We start from the raw sequence: 16,752 nt of genomic DNA on the forward strand, positions 1-16,752 counted from the left end.
AGGTTCATTTTGCGGCGCGCGCGGCAGGCCACGTGAAACCGGTCTCGCCCGGCCCCGGCGCCGCGGCCGGCGCGCCAAAGAACACGCTGCGCGGACTGGTGCTGAACGTATCGGCGGCACGGTCCACCGAGCGCGCGGCGGAGCGCACGTCTTCGGCGAGCGAATTGACGCGCGGAAGCGTGTCGTAACCGACTCGCGCCGATAGCTCCTGCAATGAACCGTTCATTGCGGTGAGCGCGTCGCCGGCTTGCTGCGCCGCCGTGCCGACCTTGTTCAGATTGGTCTCGAACGGACCGTTCGCGCGGTTCAGGCTCGTGATCAACTGATTGGTCGACGCGAGCGTGTTATCCAGCTTGTCCATGGTGGCGGGCAGCTTGCCGGCCACCGGCGCCATCTGTTGCGTGAGCGTCGCAACGCCGTCCGCGGCTTTCTCGATGCTGGCCGCCGTGCCCTGCAACTGGTCGACCATTTCCTGCGACAACAGATTGTCGACGTCGTCCGTGACCTTTTCGAGTTTTCGCAGCAGCACGTCGCCGCGTTGCTGCAACTGATCGAGCAAGCCTGGACGCATCGGCAACTGCGCGACCTGTTTCGCCGACGAAGGCAGCGGCGACGGATCGCGTCCCGTGTCATCGAGCTGGATGAACGCAATGCCCGTCACGCCCTGGAAGCCGAGACTGCCGAACGTGGAATGCGTGATCGGCGCGTGCGTGTCGACGAGAATGCGGATCAGGATTTGCCCCGGATGATCGCGGTCGAATTTGATCGACTGCACCTTGCCGACGTCGAGCCCGCGATAGCGCACGGCGGCGTCGGTAAAAAGGCCCGTTACGTTGGTGCGCGCAATCAGATCGTACGGCACGCGCACGGCGCGGTCGACATTGAACAAAAAAGCCGCCATGGCGATTGCAGCCAGCAGGACGACCGTGAAGAGTCCAGCCCAGAACGCATGTGATCTGTTTTCCATTACCAGGTTCCCTAGTTTCCCTGATTCACAGCGGCAATTCGGACGATGCCGGCTCGAGCGCCGCGCGCGGCAGCTTTGCGCGGCGCTCGGGCGGCAGCGCCTGCAACGCGCGGCGCCCACGCAAGCCGAGAAAATACTCGCGGATAAAAGGATGATCGACCGCCGCCGCCTCTTCGACCGGCGCGGCGACCAGCACCTTGCGATCGGCCAGCACGGCCACGCGCGTCGAGAGCGCGACCATCGTGTCGAGATCGTGCGTGACCATCACCACAGTCAAACCCAGCGCGCGATGCAGCGCCGAAATCAGTTCCACGAATTCATCGGAGGCCTGCGGATCGAGGCCGGCCGTCGGTTCGTCGAGAAACAGCAGTTCGGGTTCCAGCGCGATCGCGCGCGCAATGCCCACGCGCTTGATCATCCCGCCCGACAGCGCCGACGGCATTTTCGACGCGTGCTTGCACGGCAGGCCGACCATCTCCAGTTTCAGCATCACGATGTCGCGCAGGAGATCTTCGGGCACCTTGCCGAGCTCACGCACCGGCTGCGCGACGTTGTCGAACACCGACAGCGACGAGAATAGCGCGCCGCGCTGAAAGAGCATGCCGGAACGGCTGCGCATCAGCAGCGCGGTTTCCGGCGAAATGGTCGCGAGATCCTCGCCGAACAGCTTGATGGTTCCCGACGACGGCCGCTCCAACCCGAGAATCTGCCGCACCAGCGTGGTCTTTCCGGAACCGGAGCCGCCGACGATCGACACGATCTCGCCGCGCCGCACGTCCAGATTCACATGCTGATGCACGATGTTGCGGCCATAGCGCTTGGTCACGTCGATCACTTCGATCACCGGCTCGGCAATCGAAGGCATCGGCTGGCCGCGCACGGCCTGGGTGAGCGGCGCGATCATCCGAGCCCCACGTTCTGGAACAGGATGGCGAACACGGCGTCGGCAAGAATCACGATCGTGATCGACGTGACCACCGAAGTCGTCGTGCCTTCCCCGAGACTCTGCGAATTCGCCTTGATACGGAACCCGAAGTGACAGCCGACGATCGCGATCAGCATGCCAAAGACAACGCCCTTGCCAAGACCGATCCACAGATTCGCAGCCGGCACCACGCCGGGCAACGCGCGTGCAAAGTAGCTCATGTCGATGCCGAGCACGATCTTGGCGGCGAGCGCTCCACCGCTCAGCGCGATGATGTTGGTCCACATCACGAGCAGCGGCATCGCCACGCCGAGCGCAATCACGCGTGGCAGGATCAGCCGCAAGCCGTGCGGAATCCCCATCACGCGCATGGCGTCGAGTTCCTCGGTCACGCGCATCACGCCGATCTGCGCGGTGATCGCCGAACCGGAGCGGCCCGCCACGAGAATCGCCGAGAGCACCGGTCCGAGTTCGCGAATCACCGACAGCCCGAGAATATTGACGATGTACTGATTCGCGCCGAAGAGCCGCAATTGCTGCGCGGACAGATAGCTCAGCACAATGCCGATCAGAAACGCGACCAGCGCGGTGATCGGCAACGCCCTGGTGCCCGCGTTGTAGACGTTCGCGGAGATTTCGGTCCACGGCGTGATGGCCGGCTTGCGCGCAATGGCCAGCAGATCCAGCACCACGCGCCCAAGCATCGCCACGCCGCCGTACAGATGCTCGAAGAACGAGAAGAGCCCGAGGCCGAGCCGCGTGAAGGGATCGAATCTGACCACCGGCTCGGCCGTCTCGCGGACGGTGTCGAGCAACGCGATGCGCTCGAAAATATCGCGCTGTGTGTCGTTGAGTTCGGTGTCCGGCGGCATTCTGTGCCCCCACACGCGCCACAGCGCCTGGCCGCCGACGTGGTCCATCCGGTCGATGCGCGAAAGATCCCATCGGCCGATGCCTTCGGCGCCCTCCAGCGAGCGCAATTGCGGGATCACGTGTCCGGTTGCGCGGTCGCGCGCGAGCGCGAGCGCCGTCCACTGGCCCGAGAGCCGGACGATCTTGCCTTGGCTGCCGGCCGCGACTTCAAGGCCGGGCGGAGTGTCGTAGTTCAAGGATCGCTGCAATCTGGTTATCGGATTAGCGGCCATTGTAACGAAGGCGCGGCGGATCAACCGTGCTGGCGGACTTACGCGGTTCGCTGTCGCTACAATATGCGACATGAACGCTTCCAGGACTCCGCCCCAAGGCCCGGCCGCTGCCGCGAACGCAGCTGACTGGCGCATCGACCGTGAACGCGCCGTCGCTCTTTTCGGCGCGCATGCGCATGACTGGCCGATCGAAATCGTCGAGGAAACCGGCTCGACCAACGCCGACCTCATGTCGCGCGTGAAGGCACTGCCGCGCAAGGCAGGCGCGCTGCCTCAGCCGATCGTGCGGGTTGCCTACCTGCAAACCGCCGGACGCGGCCGCCGCGGCCGGCCGTGGTACGCGGAGCCGGGCAATGCGCTGCTGTTTTCGGTGGCCTGCGTGCTGCCGCGTCCGCTCGAAGGACTGGCGGGATTGAGTCTCGCGGTGGGTGTCGCGCTCGTTGACGGACTGCGCTCGCTGCCTGTTAGCGGGCCCGGCCAGATCGCGCTGAAGTGGCCGAACGACATCTTGCTCGAAGGCGACAAGCTCGCGGGCATCCTGATCGAAACCGCGTGGAGCACCGACGACGCGAGCGCGGTGGTGATCGGCATCGGCACCAACGTGAAGGGCGCCGACGAACTCGCCGCGAAGATCGGTGCATTGAACGCCGACGTGCCGCCGCAGGCGCGCGGCACAGTGCCGACCGCGTTGCAACGCGCGCTGCCCAACGCCAATCTCACCGATACGCTCTCGGCCGAACTCAGTGCGCTCGAGCCCGCGTTGCAGCGCTTCGGCGCGGAAGGCTTCGCGCCGTTCCAGCCGCGCTGGAACGCAATGCATGCGTACGCGGGCCGCGAGGTCGTCCTGCTCGAACAGGGGCAGGAAGTCGCGCGCGGCGTGGCTGCAGGCGCCGATGAGCGCGGCCAGTTGTTGCTCGATACGGCTGCGGGCCGGCAGAGCATCGCGACCGGCGACGTGTCCCTGCGTCTCGCCGACGGTGCTGCATGACAAGCGGCGCGCCTCAACTTCTGATCGACGCGGGCAATAGCCGAATCAAGTGGGCGATGGTGACGGCGAACGGTGTGCAGATCGCAGCCGGCGCGCTTGCGCACGGCGGCACGGATCAGGCTCAGCGGGCGACGCAGTGGGCAAACTTGCCGGCGCCGGGCGGCGCCTGGTTATCGAATGTCGCCGGCGATACGGTCGCGGCGCGGATCGCCGCGCTCCTCGACGCGCATTGGCCAAAGCTGCCGCTCATCACCATCCGCGCGCGCGAGCGGCAATGCGGCGTGACCAATAGCTACACGACGCCACATGCGCTCGGCAGCGATCGCTGGGCCGGCATGATCGGCGCGCACGCCGCGTTTCCCGGCGAGCATCTGCTGATTGCGACTTTCGGGACCGCGACCACGCTCGAGGCATTGCGCGCCGATGGCTGCTTTGTCGGCGGACTTATCGCGCCAGGCTGGACCTTGATGATGCGCTCGCTCGGCGAGCATACGGCGCAATTACCCACTCTCGACGCCAACGCCGCGCGGGGCCTTCTCGGCACCGCTGGCACGCAGGACGCGGCCCGCCACGGCCCATTCTTCGCGACGGACACGCCCCGTTCGCTATCCGCTGGTTGCACATTGGCGCAAGCCGGTCTAGTCGAGCGGACATGGCGCGACTTGCAGGATGAATGGCAGGTGTCCATACGTCTGGTGGTGGGCGGCGGCGCGGCCGACGAAGTGGCAAGCGCGTTGAAAGTGCCGCATACTCGCCACGATTCACTGGTCTTGTCCGGGCTTGCGCTGATAGCCTCACAGCGCGCTTCGGAAGACGGCGCATAAAGCATGGCCGCATGGCCGAACGATATCGGCTACTCAACTTCTGGATGGGAAAATAAAACGATGCTGCGCTGGCTGATCGCCATACTGTTTTTTGCCAACCTGCTGGCATTCGTCGCAGTGCGCGGCGCGTTCGGCCCGACGCCCACCGCGAGCGGACGCGAACCGAATCACCTGGGCGGGGAAGTCCATCCTGACGCGCTGAAAGTGCGCCCGGTCAATGCCGCCGAAGCCGCCGATCAGGCGGTCGTGGGCGCGCCCGCACCAGCCACGCCGATCGCGGCGTCTGCGTTACCGCAGTAAAGCAGCCAACGTCTGGCGGCGCTATACGCCACACGCGCCCGCCTACGCTTAGCCGTGCGTGCGAACCTTTTTCAGCAGCGCCGTGGTGGAGCGATCATGCTCGAACGGAATCGCCAACGCCTTGCCGCCCCAGCTTCGCACGACGGCCGACTCCGGCAGCGCATCCATGTCGTAGTCGCCACCCTTGACGAGTACGTCGGGGCGCAGCGCCGAAATCAGTTCGACCGGCGTTTTCTCGCCAAAGCAAACCACGTAGTCGACGCTTTCCAGCGCCGCGAGCAAAGCCATCCGGTCAGCTTCGTTGTTGATCGGCCGATCGTCGCCCTTGCCCAGCATGCGAACCGACGCGTCGCTATTCACGCCGACAATCAGGCAAGCGCCCAGCGCTTTTGCATCGGCGAGATAGGTCACATGCCCGCGATGCAGGATGTCGAAGACACCGTTGGTGAACACGACCGGTGCCTCCAGCGAAGGGCGCAGCGCCGCGAGTGCGTCGCGCGTGAAAATCTTGCGTTCGAAAATAGCAGCCATGAGGGACGTGGAAGAAACAGGAGAAATGCCGTCACGATACCGCGTGAACGGCATCAAGCGAAACGGCCCGACAAGCTTTCGCCTGCCGGACCGTTCTTAAGCGTAGAACCGGTTCGCGGCGCCAGCATCGCATCATGCATGCTCAGAGCCGCGAATCTGCATTCACAAAACTGAAATCATCAAGCAGGCTGTTCGGCCGACTTCTGATCGGCCTGCAGACGCGCGACCACTTCCTTGCGATAGCGGTTCAGTTCCTGCGCCGTATTGAACGTGCGCTCGAATAGCAGCGACAGGTTGTGCAGAATGCGCTCGACCACCTTCTTTTCCCAACCGTCGTCGAAACGGATCTGCTCGTCGAGCCAGCGTTCGAGCCATTCCGGGTCCGGCAGACGCGACTGGATGGTGTCGCGCGGGAACAGCGCCTGATTCACGTGCAGATTGGTGGGATGCAGCGGCTTTTCGGTGCGGCGCGCCGACGCCATCAGCACGCCGATCTTTGCAAAAGCGGCCCGTGCGATGTCGCCGGTTTGCGACATGGCTTTCTTCATGTAGCGCAGATACGCGCCGCCATGCCGCGCTTCGTCGCGCGAAATGGTTTCGTAGATGTGCTTGATGACCGGCTCGGTGTGCCATTCGGCAGCGCGACGATACCAGTGATTCAGGCGAATTTCGCCGCAGAAGTGCAGCATCAGCGTTTCAAGCGGCGGCGCCGGATCGAATTCGAAGCGCACGGCGTGCAGCTCTTCTTCGGTGGGGCACATTTCGGGTTTGAAGCGGCGCAGGTATTCCATCAGCACCAGCGAATGCTTCTGCTCCTCGAAGAACCACACGCTCATGAACGCGGAGAAATCGCTGTCGTGATGGTTGTCACGCAGAAACATTTCCGTGGCGGGCAACGCGGACCATTCGGTGATCGCGTTCATCTTGATCGTCGCGGCCTGCTCGTCGGTCAATAGCGATGCATCGAACTTGTCCCAGGGAATGTCTTTCTCCATGTCCCATCGAACGGATTCGAGCGATTTATAAAGTTCCGGATAAAGCATGGTGTTCATAGTCCCGCCCCTGTTCTGCACATACTGTGTGTGTCTGTCACTACTACGTGTAGCACTTTTGCCGACCGCGAACGAAGCGCACCGGGTCTGCCCGAGTGTCCGCCGTTCGCTGGCCAAGCCGTCAATTTTACGCGGTAACCGGCCGCCTGGATGCACCGGCGGCGTAGAAGTCCGGGCGCTTGCGCAGACGCGACTAACCTGAGGTTACACGCTCGAAGTTACGCCCTGCGCGGCCAACCGTGGGTGAGGGATACCCTATGCCTGAGGTCGAGCCAGTTTGCGATGAAAACCGCACCGTCCAGCCCTGCGCCGATCGTGCCGGCGATGAATGGAGCCAGGGCGGCTGGATTGGTTGTTTTCAGCGCACGCCCAAAAGCCAAACAAAGACCTTCCAATGATAGCACGCTGACTTCTCTAAACCCGCGCAGCGACGGACGCAATTCGGGTGCCTGGTTGACCTGTCTCAACGAATTGCACGATCCGCGGAGTGTGGCGGGCGATCGAGGTCAAAACGGTGACAGTCGGCGATTTCGTGTTTGTTGTTTGCCGCCGACAGTCGAATCGCACCGCCGCTTCCCGCGCGCCGTCACAGCGATTTTTTCGGGGGCTTCGAGCCGGCGGGTGCCGTGCGTGCGCCCGTGGCTGCGCGCTTCGTCGAGGCAGGCGCCCGCTTCGCCGCTGGGCGCCTCGTGGTGAACGCAGCGGCTGCAACGTCTGCAGGGGATGCTCGCGGCACATCTGTCGCCCCGCCCGCCGCCTCGACTGCGTCGTCCGCCCCATCCGCCTCTTCCGCTGCGCCTCTCGCAGCATCCGGCTGCGCGCCGCCAGTCGCGGATGCATCAGTTGGGCCGGCCGTCGGCTGCGTCATTGCAAATTGCGCGATCTGGTTGAATTGCGATTGCAACAGATTCCACCAGGCCGATGCATCGAACGGCGGCGTGGCCGACGCGGCTTCCTCGTCGCTCGCAGGTTCGGCGCTAGTCGAACTCTCAGCCGAAGCCGCCGGCTCCCGATGCGGCCAGCCGCTTGGCGGCGACGGACTCGGCGCGGGCGCGGGCGACTCCGCAGCCGGCTGTGCCATCGACTGTTGCGCGAATGCGCCGAACGCGCGCAGCGTCGCAAGCGTCGCGCGCTGTACCTCCAGTGCCTGAATCGCGGACTGCAGCATGCTCAGATTCAGCTTGAGCCATTGCTCGACCGCGCGCATGTCGGTGATCCGCTTGTCGAGTTCTTCGACGTTGGTAAGCGGCGCCATCATGTCGGACATCATCGAGAGCGACGGTCCGATGCCCGCGCCCGGCTGAGCGCCGGAAAACGCGGAGCCGAACGGCGAGAGCCGCATCATGCCCCACATGCGGTCGAGCATTTCAGCAGGCGGAAAACCAGGAAAGCCGGGAAACGGCGGCGTTGAGCCAGGTGTGTCGGTCATGCTTGTCGCCTCGCTGCATTGAACGAAAGAAAAAGCGCAAAAGAAAGCGCGCGCCAGGAACAGCGCTTTGCGCGCGTCTGAATTCGATCATACCGCGCGATACGCCGGGAACGCGCACCGCGCGCTGCATCGAATTGCATCGCGCCGCATCGTTATCGTGCGCGCCACGGGTCGGCGCCGCCGAAGTCCGGCGCGCGCCGCTCGCGCAGCGAGTTCACGCCTTCGCGCACGTCCGGCCCGGCGAAGCCCATGAACTCGAGCGCAAGCGATGTATCGAATGCGGGCCCCGCCGAGCGCAGCCAGTTGTTCAACGCGTACTTGGTCCAACGGATCGCCGTTTGCGAGCCATTGGCGAGCTTCTGCGCGACTTCGACTGCTTTGGGCAGCAGATCGTTTTCGTCGACGGCAAGCGACACGAGGCCGATGCGCTCCGCCTCCGCGCCGCTCACCGGCTCGCACAGCATCAGGTAATACTTGGCTTTTGCCATCCCGCACAGCAGCGGCCAGACGATCGCCGCATGGTCGCCGGCGGCCACGCCGAGCCGCGTATGACCGTCGATGATGCGCGCCGTCTTCGCCGCAATAGAGATATCGGCGAGCAACCCCGCGACGAGACCCGCGCCGACCGCGGGACCATGCATCGCCGAGACGATCGGCTTGCTGCAATTGATCACGTTGTAGACGAGGTCGCGCGCCTCGCGCCACACGCGCGCGCGCACCTCGAAATCCGTTGCCATGTCCTCGACCAGTTGCAGATCGCCGCCCGCCGAAAAGCCCTTGCCCTCGCCGCGAATGATGGCGACGCGCGTATCCGGATCGCGGTCGATATCGCGCCAGATTTCCGCGAGCTCATAGTGCATACGCGCGTTTGCGGTGGCGAGCCCGCTTTTGTTCGCGCCTTCGCCGCTCATCACCACTTCGAGCACGCCGTGCGGACGGCGATGCAACTGAAGCGACTGATAATGCGCGTAAAACGCGTCGTTACTGTGGGGTTGCTGAGGCATGGTGAGCGATCCGGTGTGTCCGTAAATCCGCGCGTCGTTCAACGCGGCTGATAAACCCATTTCCCGTTTTTTATTTCGACCATCACGCGCGCCCGTTGATCGAGCCCGAGGTGGTCGGTTGCGCTCATGTTGACGACGCCATTCGTATCGGCGAGACCACGGGTGGCTTCCAGCGCATCGCGCAACGCGCGGCGAAATTCCGGCGTGCCCGGCGCGGCCGCTTTCAACGCAACCGGCACGGCATGGTTGAGCAGCATGCCCGCGTCCCACGTGTACGAGCCGAATGCGGACACACTGCCCGGTCCGCGCAGCGCTTCAAAGCGCGCGATGTAATCGAGCGCGAGGCGCTTCGCCGGATGGTCGGCGGGCAATTGCGCCGCGACCAGCACCGGGCTCGCGGGCAGGAACGTGCCAGTGCAATCGGCGCCGCACACACGCAGAAAGTCGTTATTGCCCACGCCGTGATTATGATAGATCAGCCCTTTGTAGCCGCGTTCCCTGAGTGTCTTCGGCGATAGTGCGGCGGGCGTGCCGGCCGCGCCGACCACCACCGCATCGGGATGCGTCGCGAGGATCTTCAGCACCTGGCCAGTCACGCTCGGATCAGTGCGATTGAAGCGCTCGCTGGCCACCATCTGCATGTGATGCAGTTGCGCGAACTTCGCGACTTCGGCGTAAAAGGTCTCGCCGAGCGCATCGGCCTGGCCGATAAACGCGACGGTCTTCACGCCGCGCGTGCTCGCGTGCTCGGCAATCGCCGAGGCCATCATCGCGTCCGTTTGCGGAGTCTTGAATACCCAATGACGTTTAGCATCCACGGGCTCGATGATTTTCGCCGACGACGCCAGCGAGATCATCGGCGTTGTTCCATCGGCGACCACGTCGATCATCGCAAGGGAATTCGGCGTGATCGACGAACCGATGATCGCGTCGACGTGATTTTCGGAGATCAGCTTCTTGGTGTCCTGCACGGCTTGCGTGGTGTCGGACGCATCGTCGAGCACGATGTATTCGACGCTCTGGCCGCCGATCTGTTTCGGCAGCAACGTGGCCGTGTCGCGTGCGGGAATGCCGAGCGACGCAGCCGGCCCGGTCAGTGACAGCACGAGGCCAATCCTTACCTGAGCCAATGCGATGGCGGGCGACAGGCATGCAAGCGTCGCGCATACAAGGGCGGGACGACGCGCCATACGCTTGAACTTCTCAAGCGGGGTTATCAGCTCTAACCGCTCACGCCACATGCCCGCATCCCCGTTCCGCACGCAAACAGCGCTTGCCATTCCCGCTCCAAACGATTCACGTCGCATGGTGTCTCCTCGCACGAGTTTTTCATTCTGATGTACCGCCGATGCCGCCGCGCCAGTCAGTGTAGCGGCGCGCGGCAACAGCGGCATCGGGCGAAACCCTTTCGGACCGTGCAAGACAATCGCGTCAATCCAGCGGTGCAATGCCCTGTTCGATGGAACCGAAAATCGACTTGCCCGCTTCATCGAACATTTCGATCTTCACCGTGTCGCCGTACTTCATGAACTCCGTCTGCGGCGCGCCATGCTCGATGGTCTCGAGGCAGCGCTTCTCGGCGATACAGCAATAGCCGCGCTTAGCGTCCTTGTTCGACACGGTGCCCGATCCGACAATCGCGCCCGCACGCAAGTTGCGCGTTTTCGCGGCGTGCGCGATTAGTTGGCCAAAGTGAAACACCATGTCGGTGCCAGCGTCTGGCTGACCGACCTTCTTGCCGTTCCAATGGACGATCATCGGCCGGTGCACGCGGCCTTCGCGCCACTGCTCGCCGAGTTCGTCAGGCGTCACGGCGACGGGCGCAAACGACGTGGCCGGCTTGCTCTGGAAGAAGCCGAAGCCCTTCGCAAGTTCGGCGGGAATCAGATTGCGCAGCGAGACGTCGTTGATGAGCGTGATCAGACGCACGCTTCTGAGCGCCTGTTCGGGCGTGGCGCCCATCGGCACGTCGGTGGTGATCACGGCCACTTCCGCCTCGAAGTCGATGCCGAACGCTTCCGACGCGCAAATGACATCGTCTTTCGGGCCGATGAAGTCGTCGCTGCCGCCCTGGTACATCAGCGGATCGGTCCAGAATTCGGGCGGCATTTCCGCGCCGCGCGCGCGCCGCACGAGTTCGACGTGATTCACATATGACGACCCGTCGGCCCATTGAAACGCGCGCGGCAGCGGCGCCATGCAGTCCTTGGCGTCGAACGAAAATGTGTTGCGCGCGCGGCCCTGATTGAGCGCGTCGTACAGATCGTGCAGTTGCGGTGCGTAGAACGTCCAGTCGTCGAGCACGCGCTGCAACGTGGGCGCGATCGCGTCGGCAACGGCCGCGGTATGCAGGTCGCGGGACACGACGATCAATTGGCCGTCGCGCGTGCCGTCCTTCAGCGTGGCAAGTTTCATGGAGGAATGAACCGTGTTAGTGACGATAGAGGGAATCTATTCTACGATGGTGAATCGGCGCGGCCCAAGCTTAGCTTGCCGCACGCGTCGCTGCGGGGGTACTGCGAGCCGCTGCGGGCTGCTGTGAGCCTCTTTGTAAGCTCTGCCGCCGGTTCTTCCTACATTGTCTTTGAATGCGCTACGCGCGCCTTGCTCATGCCGCACACTGCCCGCTCAGGCGTCATCACCAACGACGCCGAGTCCGCCGAAGCACTCGGCGCGTCTGAAATCGACGACGAAACCGCCGAAGCCGGCGAGGAAAAATTGCGCTCGGGTATTCAGTCGATCGAGGTCGGCTTCAGATTGCTCGACGTCCTGACGCACGAGCCGCGCGCGATGATGCTGCGCGATCTCGCGCAACGCGCCGGTATGAGTCCGGCGAAAGCGCACCGCTATCTGGTGAGCTTTCTGCGCCTCGGTGTCGTGGCGCAAGACCCTCTGTCGGGGCGCTACGAACTGGGCGGCTTCGCGTTGCAACTGGGACTCGCGCGGCTTGCACGCGTCGACGGGGTGAAGCTCGCGCGTATTGCGCTCGCCGAATTGCGCGACCGTCTCGACCTTACGGTCGGCATTGCAGTGTGGGGCAATCAGGGGCCGACCATGGTTCACTGGATGGAGTCCAGTCACCCGGCCAAGGCGTCCCTGAAACTCGGCGATGTCATGCCGCTTCTCAGTTCCGCTACCGGCTTGCTGTTTGCTGCGTATCTGCCTGCGGGCAAGACCGCGGCGATGCTCGAGCGCGAACTGGCCGAACTGGCCGACACGCGCCGCTCATCGCATATCGGCGTGCCGCGCACGCGGGAAGAGGTCGAACGGGCGTTGGCGGAAGTGCGCGAGCGCGAAGCGGCGCGCGTGGAAGGCATGTTGCTGCCGACCATTCACGCGTTCTCCATGCCGGTGTTCGACTCGACCGGCGAGCTCTCGCTCGGCCTCGTCGCGCTCGGTCACGAAGGCGCATTCGACATTCGCTGGGGCGGCGAGATCGATACAGCGCTGCGTGAATGCGCGCAAAAGCTGTCGTATGAACTCGGATATAGTCCGACGCCCCGTTAAAGGCCCAGGCGCCAACGCGCCGCCTACATCAACTTCGAACTGCCGCCCTCATTCGCCGATGGCCTTACCTTCCGCCGCACGCCATTCCGATCTCCCGCCGCCCGGCGCGCCGCGCGCCCGTTGGCGTACGTGGCGATGGATCGTCGTGTTGGTCGTCGTGGGCATTCTTCACTGGATCGCCGCGCAGTGGGTCGAGCGCAACCGCGCCACGCTGAATCCTCCGAATGACGATCACGTGCCCGTGCAGGTGGCGCTATTAAAGCCGGAACGTGTCGAGCGCAATCCGGCGGCGGCCTCCGCCTCGCCCGCGCAGGAACAGAAACGCAAGCCCGCCGCCAGCAAGCCGCGCGAACATGTGCTGACCGCGCTGCAACCGGCCGAAAAACCCACCGCGCAACCGGCAAACGCCGCATCGGACGCCGCTGCGAGCGCGCCCGCCGCAGCCAGCGCGGAATCGGTGGGCTCGACGGGCTCGGTGGGCTCGGCTGCCAGCGCATCTGCGAACATAAACGCAACCGCAACCGCGAGCGCCCAGCAGGCGTCGCCCGGCGCGAAGTTTTCGGTCCCGCCATCCGGCGATCTTCAGTACGACACGTTCTACAACGGCGTGCGCAATCAGCCCGGCACGATCCACTGGATGAGCAGCGCGCAGAACTACGAAATGGTGGTTTCGGTGCCATTGCCTTTCGTGGGCACATTCGTCTATTCGAGCCATGGCCGTATCGATGCATTCGGCCTCGCGCCGGAGCAATACATCGAAAAGCGCGGCCATCGCGCGGAAGACGTTTCCATCTTCAATCGCACCGACAAGAAGATCGCCTTCACGCGCACACCGACCACGCTGCCACTGCCCGAGGGCGCGCAGGACCGTTTCAGCATGGTGATGCAACTCGCGAGCCTCGTGCGCGGGGACCCGGCTGCGTATAAACCGGGCGTCACGCGGCAGTTCTTCGTGGTGGATAGCGACAGCGGCGAGAACTGGCCAGTCGAGACGATCGGCGACGAAACCATCCGCACGGCGCAAGGCTACGTGCAAACGCGTCACTTCAAACGCCTGCCTCGTCGCGACGGCGATCAACGCCGCATCGACGTGTGGCTTGCGCCCTCCCTCGGCTGGCTGCCCGCGCGACTCGTGCAGACGGAGCCGAACGGCACACAATTCGAACTCGTGTGGCGCGGCAAGCTCAATGCGGATAACGACGCTGGCGCGGCTTCATCAGATACTTCGGCAAATACTTCGCCTTCTGGTGCGCCGGCGGTTGTGCCCGGACCTGCACCAACTTCGCCTGTCGATTCGCCCGGGCTCGACGACAATTCCGGCAACATCAAGCCGTAAGCAACAACTGACTCGCAAGTGGGCCACAATGGTCCCACAGGCAAGCTCTGCACTCGAATAGTGCCTCGCACGTCTCGTGAAACTTCCGTCTCGACGCTGACTCAGCATCATCTGATGCAACCGTTCGGCGAGCCACAGCGTACAAGCGATAAGCGCCGGCGAATTCTTCCACTGCGTTCCCTTGAAGGAGCCCGCATGCAAGTGAACATCAATGGTATCGAGACGCGCTATGTGCTCGCCAACGAAGGCGGCGGCCCTTGGCTGACATTCATTCATCAGCTTGGTGGCGATCTGTCCATCTGGGACCAGCTCGCCGGCTATTTCCGCGACGACTACACCGTGCTGCGCTACGACGTGCGCGGCCACGGCGAGACGGCGGTATCGAATGAGCCGTTTGCGGTTGCCGATCTCGCGGGCGACCTCGCCGCGCTGCTCGACGCGTTGGGCGCGCCGAGCACGCATCTGGTGGGCATGTCGATGGGCGGCATGATCGCGCAGCAGTTCGCGCTGGATCACCTCTCGCGCGTGGACACGCTGACGATTGCCGACAGCACCGCCGCCAATCTGCCCGAGGCCCGCGCGACATGGGATCAACGGGCCGCCAGCGCGCGCAAGGACGGCATGGAGGCGCTTGCGCCGGCCACGCTGAACCGTTGGCTGACGGAGACTTTTCGGGCCGCGCATCCCGAAGCCGTCGAGCCGATACGCGAGGCGCTGACCCGCACGTTGCCAGAAGGCTACGCAATGGCGTGCGAAGCGCTGCGCGATTTCGATGTACGCAGTAAGCTGGGAACCATTCGCTGCCCCACCCTGGTCGTGGCCGGGCACCACGACACGGGCACGCCGCCTGCTGCTAGTCAGGCGATAGCAGATGCCATTGAGGGCGCTCAGTTCGAATTGCTCGACGCCGCGCATCTTGCGCCTGTCGAACAGTCTCAACGTTTTGCCGCACTGCTTGAAACGTTTCTTGAAAGGCCGGTCTAACCGGTAGGTTCGGAACTTTTACAAGCGTCAATCCGGACCCACCCCTTGAATTCCAAACCACAAGCTCCACGTATGGCGCAGGAACGGCCAGGAGCCAACGGAAATAAGGAGTGTCGCCATGCAAATGATCTACAACAGCCCAAACTATTGTGTCGTCGAGTTTCCGCCACAGGAAGGTCCGCTGGCCATGAAGTCGGGTGGCTATGAGATCGTCGACAAAAACATGCAGCGCGAGATCTACATCGACGGTGCAATGGCGGCGCGCTTTCGTGAGAACGTGCAAAAGCTGATTGAAGAGGAGCCGTCGCTGGATGAAGTGGACGAATTCCTCGGCCAATTCGACAGTTTGATGCATCAACCGGTAATTCTTCACTGAGCACAAGGTCACGCTCGACGTTTTTGGCGTTTGGAATCTTTTCAGCGTTTTTGGCGACATATATCGACCGCGCCGTCCGGCCCTACCGGCGGCTTTCATAAGACGGTCGGCAATGATAGAAGCGGTCCGGCGGGCTTTGGCCTGTTGGACCGTTTTCTTTTGCAGCGTGCTGCATCCAGAGTTCACTTGTTTCGTCCGCCGGGGCCACGCTTGCCTCCGCCCCGCCCGCGCCCGGCGAAGTCGCCCGGCTGCGGCTACAATGACAGGTTTCCTGCAAAAGCCGGCGCAAGCCCTCATCCGCCATGAACCAGCCTGCTCAAACCACCAAGCCAGTCCGTCCCGAGCCCGCCTACACGCGTGGCACGGCGCTGTCCACACTGCTCAAGTCACGCATCCTGATTCTGGACGGCGCAATGGGCACGATGATCCAGCGCTACAAGCTCGACGAGGCAGGCTATCGCGGCGAACGCTTCAAGGACTATGGGCGCGACATCAAGGGCAACAACGAACTGTTGTCCATCACGCAGCCGCAGATCATCAGCGAAATTCACGAGCAGTATCTGGCGGCGGGCGCGGACATCATCGAGACGAATACGTTCGGCGCAACTACGGTCGCGCAGGCGGACTACGGCATGGAAGCGCTTGCAGTCGAGATGAATCTGGAGTCGGCGAAACTGGCGCGCGCCGCGTGCGACAAGTATTCGACGCCCGACAAGCCGCGCTTCGTCGCTGGCGCCATCGGACCGACGCCGAAGACCGCGAGCATTTCGCCCGACGTGAACGATCCCGGCGCGCGCAACGTCACGTTCGACGAACTGCGTGCCGCTTACTATGAGCAGGCGAAGGCGTTGCTCGACGGCGGCGCCGATCTGTTCCTCGTCGAAACGATCTTCGATACGCTCAATGCGAAGGCCGCGCTGTTCGCGCTCGACGAGTTGTTCGAAAACACCGGCGAGCGTCTGCCGATCATGATCTCGGGCACGGTTACGGATGCGTCGGGGCGCATTCTCTCGGGGCAAACCGTCGAGGCATTCTGGAACTCGCTGCGTCACGCCAAGCCGCTCACGTTCGGTCTGAACTGCGCGTTGGGCGCGGCGTTGATGCGTCCGTACATCGCCGAACTGGCGAAGCTCTGCGACACTTATGTGTCGTGCTACCCGAACGCGGGTTTGCCGAATCCGATGAGCGATACGGGTTTTGATGAATTACCGGCCGATACGTCCGGACTGCTCAAGGAATTTGCGCAGGCAGGTCTGGTGAATATTGCCGGCGGCTGCTGCGGTACGACGCCGGAGCATATTGCGGCAATTGCCAAGGCGCTCGCCGAAGTGAAGCCGCGCCAATGGCCGACGCAATATCGCGACGCCGCGTAAACGGCGTCGAA

At 63.6% G+C, this 16,752-nt stretch carries 17 protein-coding genes; 8 read left to right on the forward strand and 9 right to left on the reverse strand.

What is annotated here, in order from left to right:
• Positions 1-4: 4 nt before the first annotated feature.
• Genes C0Z16_RS10565 through C0Z16_RS10575 form a run of 3 tightly spaced genes read right to left on the reverse strand, consistent with a single transcriptional unit; the run spans position 5 to position 3,001 of the window.
• Entirely contained in the window at positions 5-967 is a 963-nt protein-coding gene (locus tag C0Z16_RS10565) for an MlaD family protein (RefSeq protein ID WP_102632093.1), read from the reverse strand.
• 25 nt (positions 968-992) lie between these two features.
• Positions 993-1,871, reverse strand: a complete 879-nt coding sequence (locus tag C0Z16_RS10570) for an ABC transporter ATP-binding protein (protein WP_102632094.1) — start codon at positions 1,869-1,871, stop codon at positions 993-995.
• Positions 1,868-3,001, reverse strand: a complete 1,134-nt coding sequence (locus C0Z16_RS10575) for an MlaE family ABC transporter permease (protein WP_102632095.1) — start codon at positions 2,999-3,001, stop codon at positions 1,868-1,870. The genes C0Z16_RS10570 and C0Z16_RS10575 overlap by 4 nt, the downstream gene beginning before the upstream one ends.
• A 106-nt stretch (positions 3,002-3,107) precedes the next feature.
• Between C0Z16_RS10575 and C0Z16_RS10580 the strand changes: the two genes are divergently transcribed.
• Genes C0Z16_RS10580 through C0Z16_RS10590 form a run of 3 tightly spaced genes read left to right on the forward strand, consistent with a single transcriptional unit; the run spans position 3,108 to position 5,149 of the window.
• The gene (locus C0Z16_RS10580; protein WP_102632096.1) at positions 3,108-4,025 is read left to right on the forward strand and encodes a biotin--[acetyl-CoA-carboxylase] ligase; all 918 of its coding nucleotides are present in this window, start codon (positions 3,108-3,110) and stop codon (positions 4,023-4,025) included.
• Entirely contained in the window at positions 4,022-4,849 is an 828-nt protein-coding gene (locus C0Z16_RS10585; protein WP_102632097.1) for a type III pantothenate kinase, read from the forward strand. The genes C0Z16_RS10580 and C0Z16_RS10585 overlap by 4 nt, the downstream gene beginning before the upstream one ends.
• Before the next feature lie 60 nt (positions 4,850-4,909).
• Positions 4,910-5,149 carry a hypothetical protein gene (locus tag C0Z16_RS10590; protein WP_102632293.1) on the forward strand — a complete coding sequence of 80 codons (240 nt, stop codon included), beginning with the start codon at positions 4,910-4,912 and terminating at the stop codon, positions 5,147-5,149.
• A gap of 48 nt (positions 5,150-5,197) precedes the next feature.
• Here the strand turns inward: C0Z16_RS10590 and rfaE2 are convergent, their stop codons facing one another.
• The 6 genes from rfaE2 to C0Z16_RS10620 all read right to left on the reverse strand — a co-directional run bounded on the left by rfaE2 (position 5,198) and on the right by C0Z16_RS10620 (position 11,580).
• Complete coding sequence (gene rfaE2, locus C0Z16_RS10595) at positions 5,198-5,680, reverse strand: D-glycero-beta-D-manno-heptose 1-phosphate adenylyltransferase (RefSeq protein ID WP_102632098.1); 483 nt, start codon at positions 5,678-5,680, stop codon at positions 5,198-5,200.
• 179 nt (positions 5,681-5,859) lie between these two features.
• Positions 5,860-6,732 (reverse strand): ferritin family protein, encoded by an 873-nt coding sequence (locus tag C0Z16_RS10600; RefSeq protein ID WP_102632099.1) that lies wholly within the window; start codon positions 6,730-6,732, stop codon positions 5,860-5,862.
• Between the two features lie 586 nt (positions 6,733-7,318).
• Positions 7,319-8,161: a PhaM family polyhydroxyalkanoate granule multifunctional regulatory protein gene (locus C0Z16_RS10605; protein ID WP_102632100.1), complete on the reverse strand. Its 843-nt coding sequence runs from the start codon at positions 8,159-8,161 to the stop codon at positions 7,319-7,321.
• A gap of 152 nt (positions 8,162-8,313) precedes the next feature.
• Positions 8,314-9,165, reverse strand: a complete 852-nt coding sequence (locus tag C0Z16_RS10610) for an enoyl-CoA hydratase/isomerase family protein (RefSeq protein WP_102632294.1) — start codon at positions 9,163-9,165, stop codon at positions 8,314-8,316.
• A 38-nt stretch (positions 9,166-9,203) separates the two neighbouring features.
• Positions 9,204-10,355 (reverse strand): ABC transporter substrate-binding protein, encoded by a 1,152-nt coding sequence (locus C0Z16_RS10615; protein ID WP_407070667.1) that lies wholly within the window; start codon positions 10,353-10,355, stop codon positions 9,204-9,206.
• Between the two features lie 241 nt (positions 10,356-10,596).
• Complete coding sequence (locus C0Z16_RS10620; RefSeq protein WP_102632101.1) at positions 10,597-11,580, reverse strand: fumarylacetoacetate hydrolase family protein; 984 nt, start codon at positions 11,578-11,580, stop codon at positions 10,597-10,599.
• Positions 11,581-11,775: 195 nt separating this feature from the next.
• On the opposite strand from C0Z16_RS10620, the gene C0Z16_RS10625 reads away from it, so the two are divergent.
• The 5 genes from C0Z16_RS10625 (at position 11,776) to C0Z16_RS10645 (ending at position 16,741) form a co-directional block, all read left to right on the forward strand.
• Positions 11,776-12,672: an IclR family transcriptional regulator gene (locus C0Z16_RS10625; RefSeq protein ID WP_102632102.1), complete on the forward strand. Its 897-nt coding sequence runs from the start codon at positions 11,776-11,778 to the stop codon at positions 12,670-12,672.
• Between the two features lie 58 nt (positions 12,673-12,730).
• A complete protein-coding gene (locus tag C0Z16_RS10630; RefSeq protein ID WP_102632103.1) occupies positions 12,731-14,008 on the forward strand; it encodes a DUF3108 domain-containing protein in 1,278 nt (425 codons plus the stop codon).
• Positions 14,009-14,203: 195 nt separating this feature from the next.
• Positions 14,204-14,992 carry a 3-oxoadipate enol-lactonase gene (pcaD, locus tag C0Z16_RS10635; protein ID WP_102632104.1) on the forward strand — a complete coding sequence of 263 codons (789 nt, stop codon included), beginning with the start codon at positions 14,204-14,206 and terminating at the stop codon, positions 14,990-14,992.
• Between the two features lie 118 nt (positions 14,993-15,110).
• Positions 15,111-15,368: a BTH_I0359 family protein gene (locus C0Z16_RS10640; RefSeq protein WP_013337859.1), complete on the forward strand. Its 258-nt coding sequence runs from the start codon at positions 15,111-15,113 to the stop codon at positions 15,366-15,368.
• A 302-nt stretch (positions 15,369-15,670) separates the two neighbouring features.
• Positions 15,671-16,741, forward strand: a complete 1,071-nt coding sequence (locus C0Z16_RS10645) for a homocysteine S-methyltransferase family protein (RefSeq protein ID WP_102632105.1) — start codon at positions 15,671-15,673, stop codon at positions 16,739-16,741.
• Positions 16,742-16,752 lie beyond the last annotated feature (11 nt).

The organism is Paraburkholderia rhynchosiae, assembly GCF_002879865.1.
In the GTDB taxonomy this organism is placed as follows: domain Bacteria; phylum Pseudomonadota; class Gammaproteobacteria; order Burkholderiales; family Burkholderiaceae; genus Paraburkholderia; species Paraburkholderia rhynchosiae.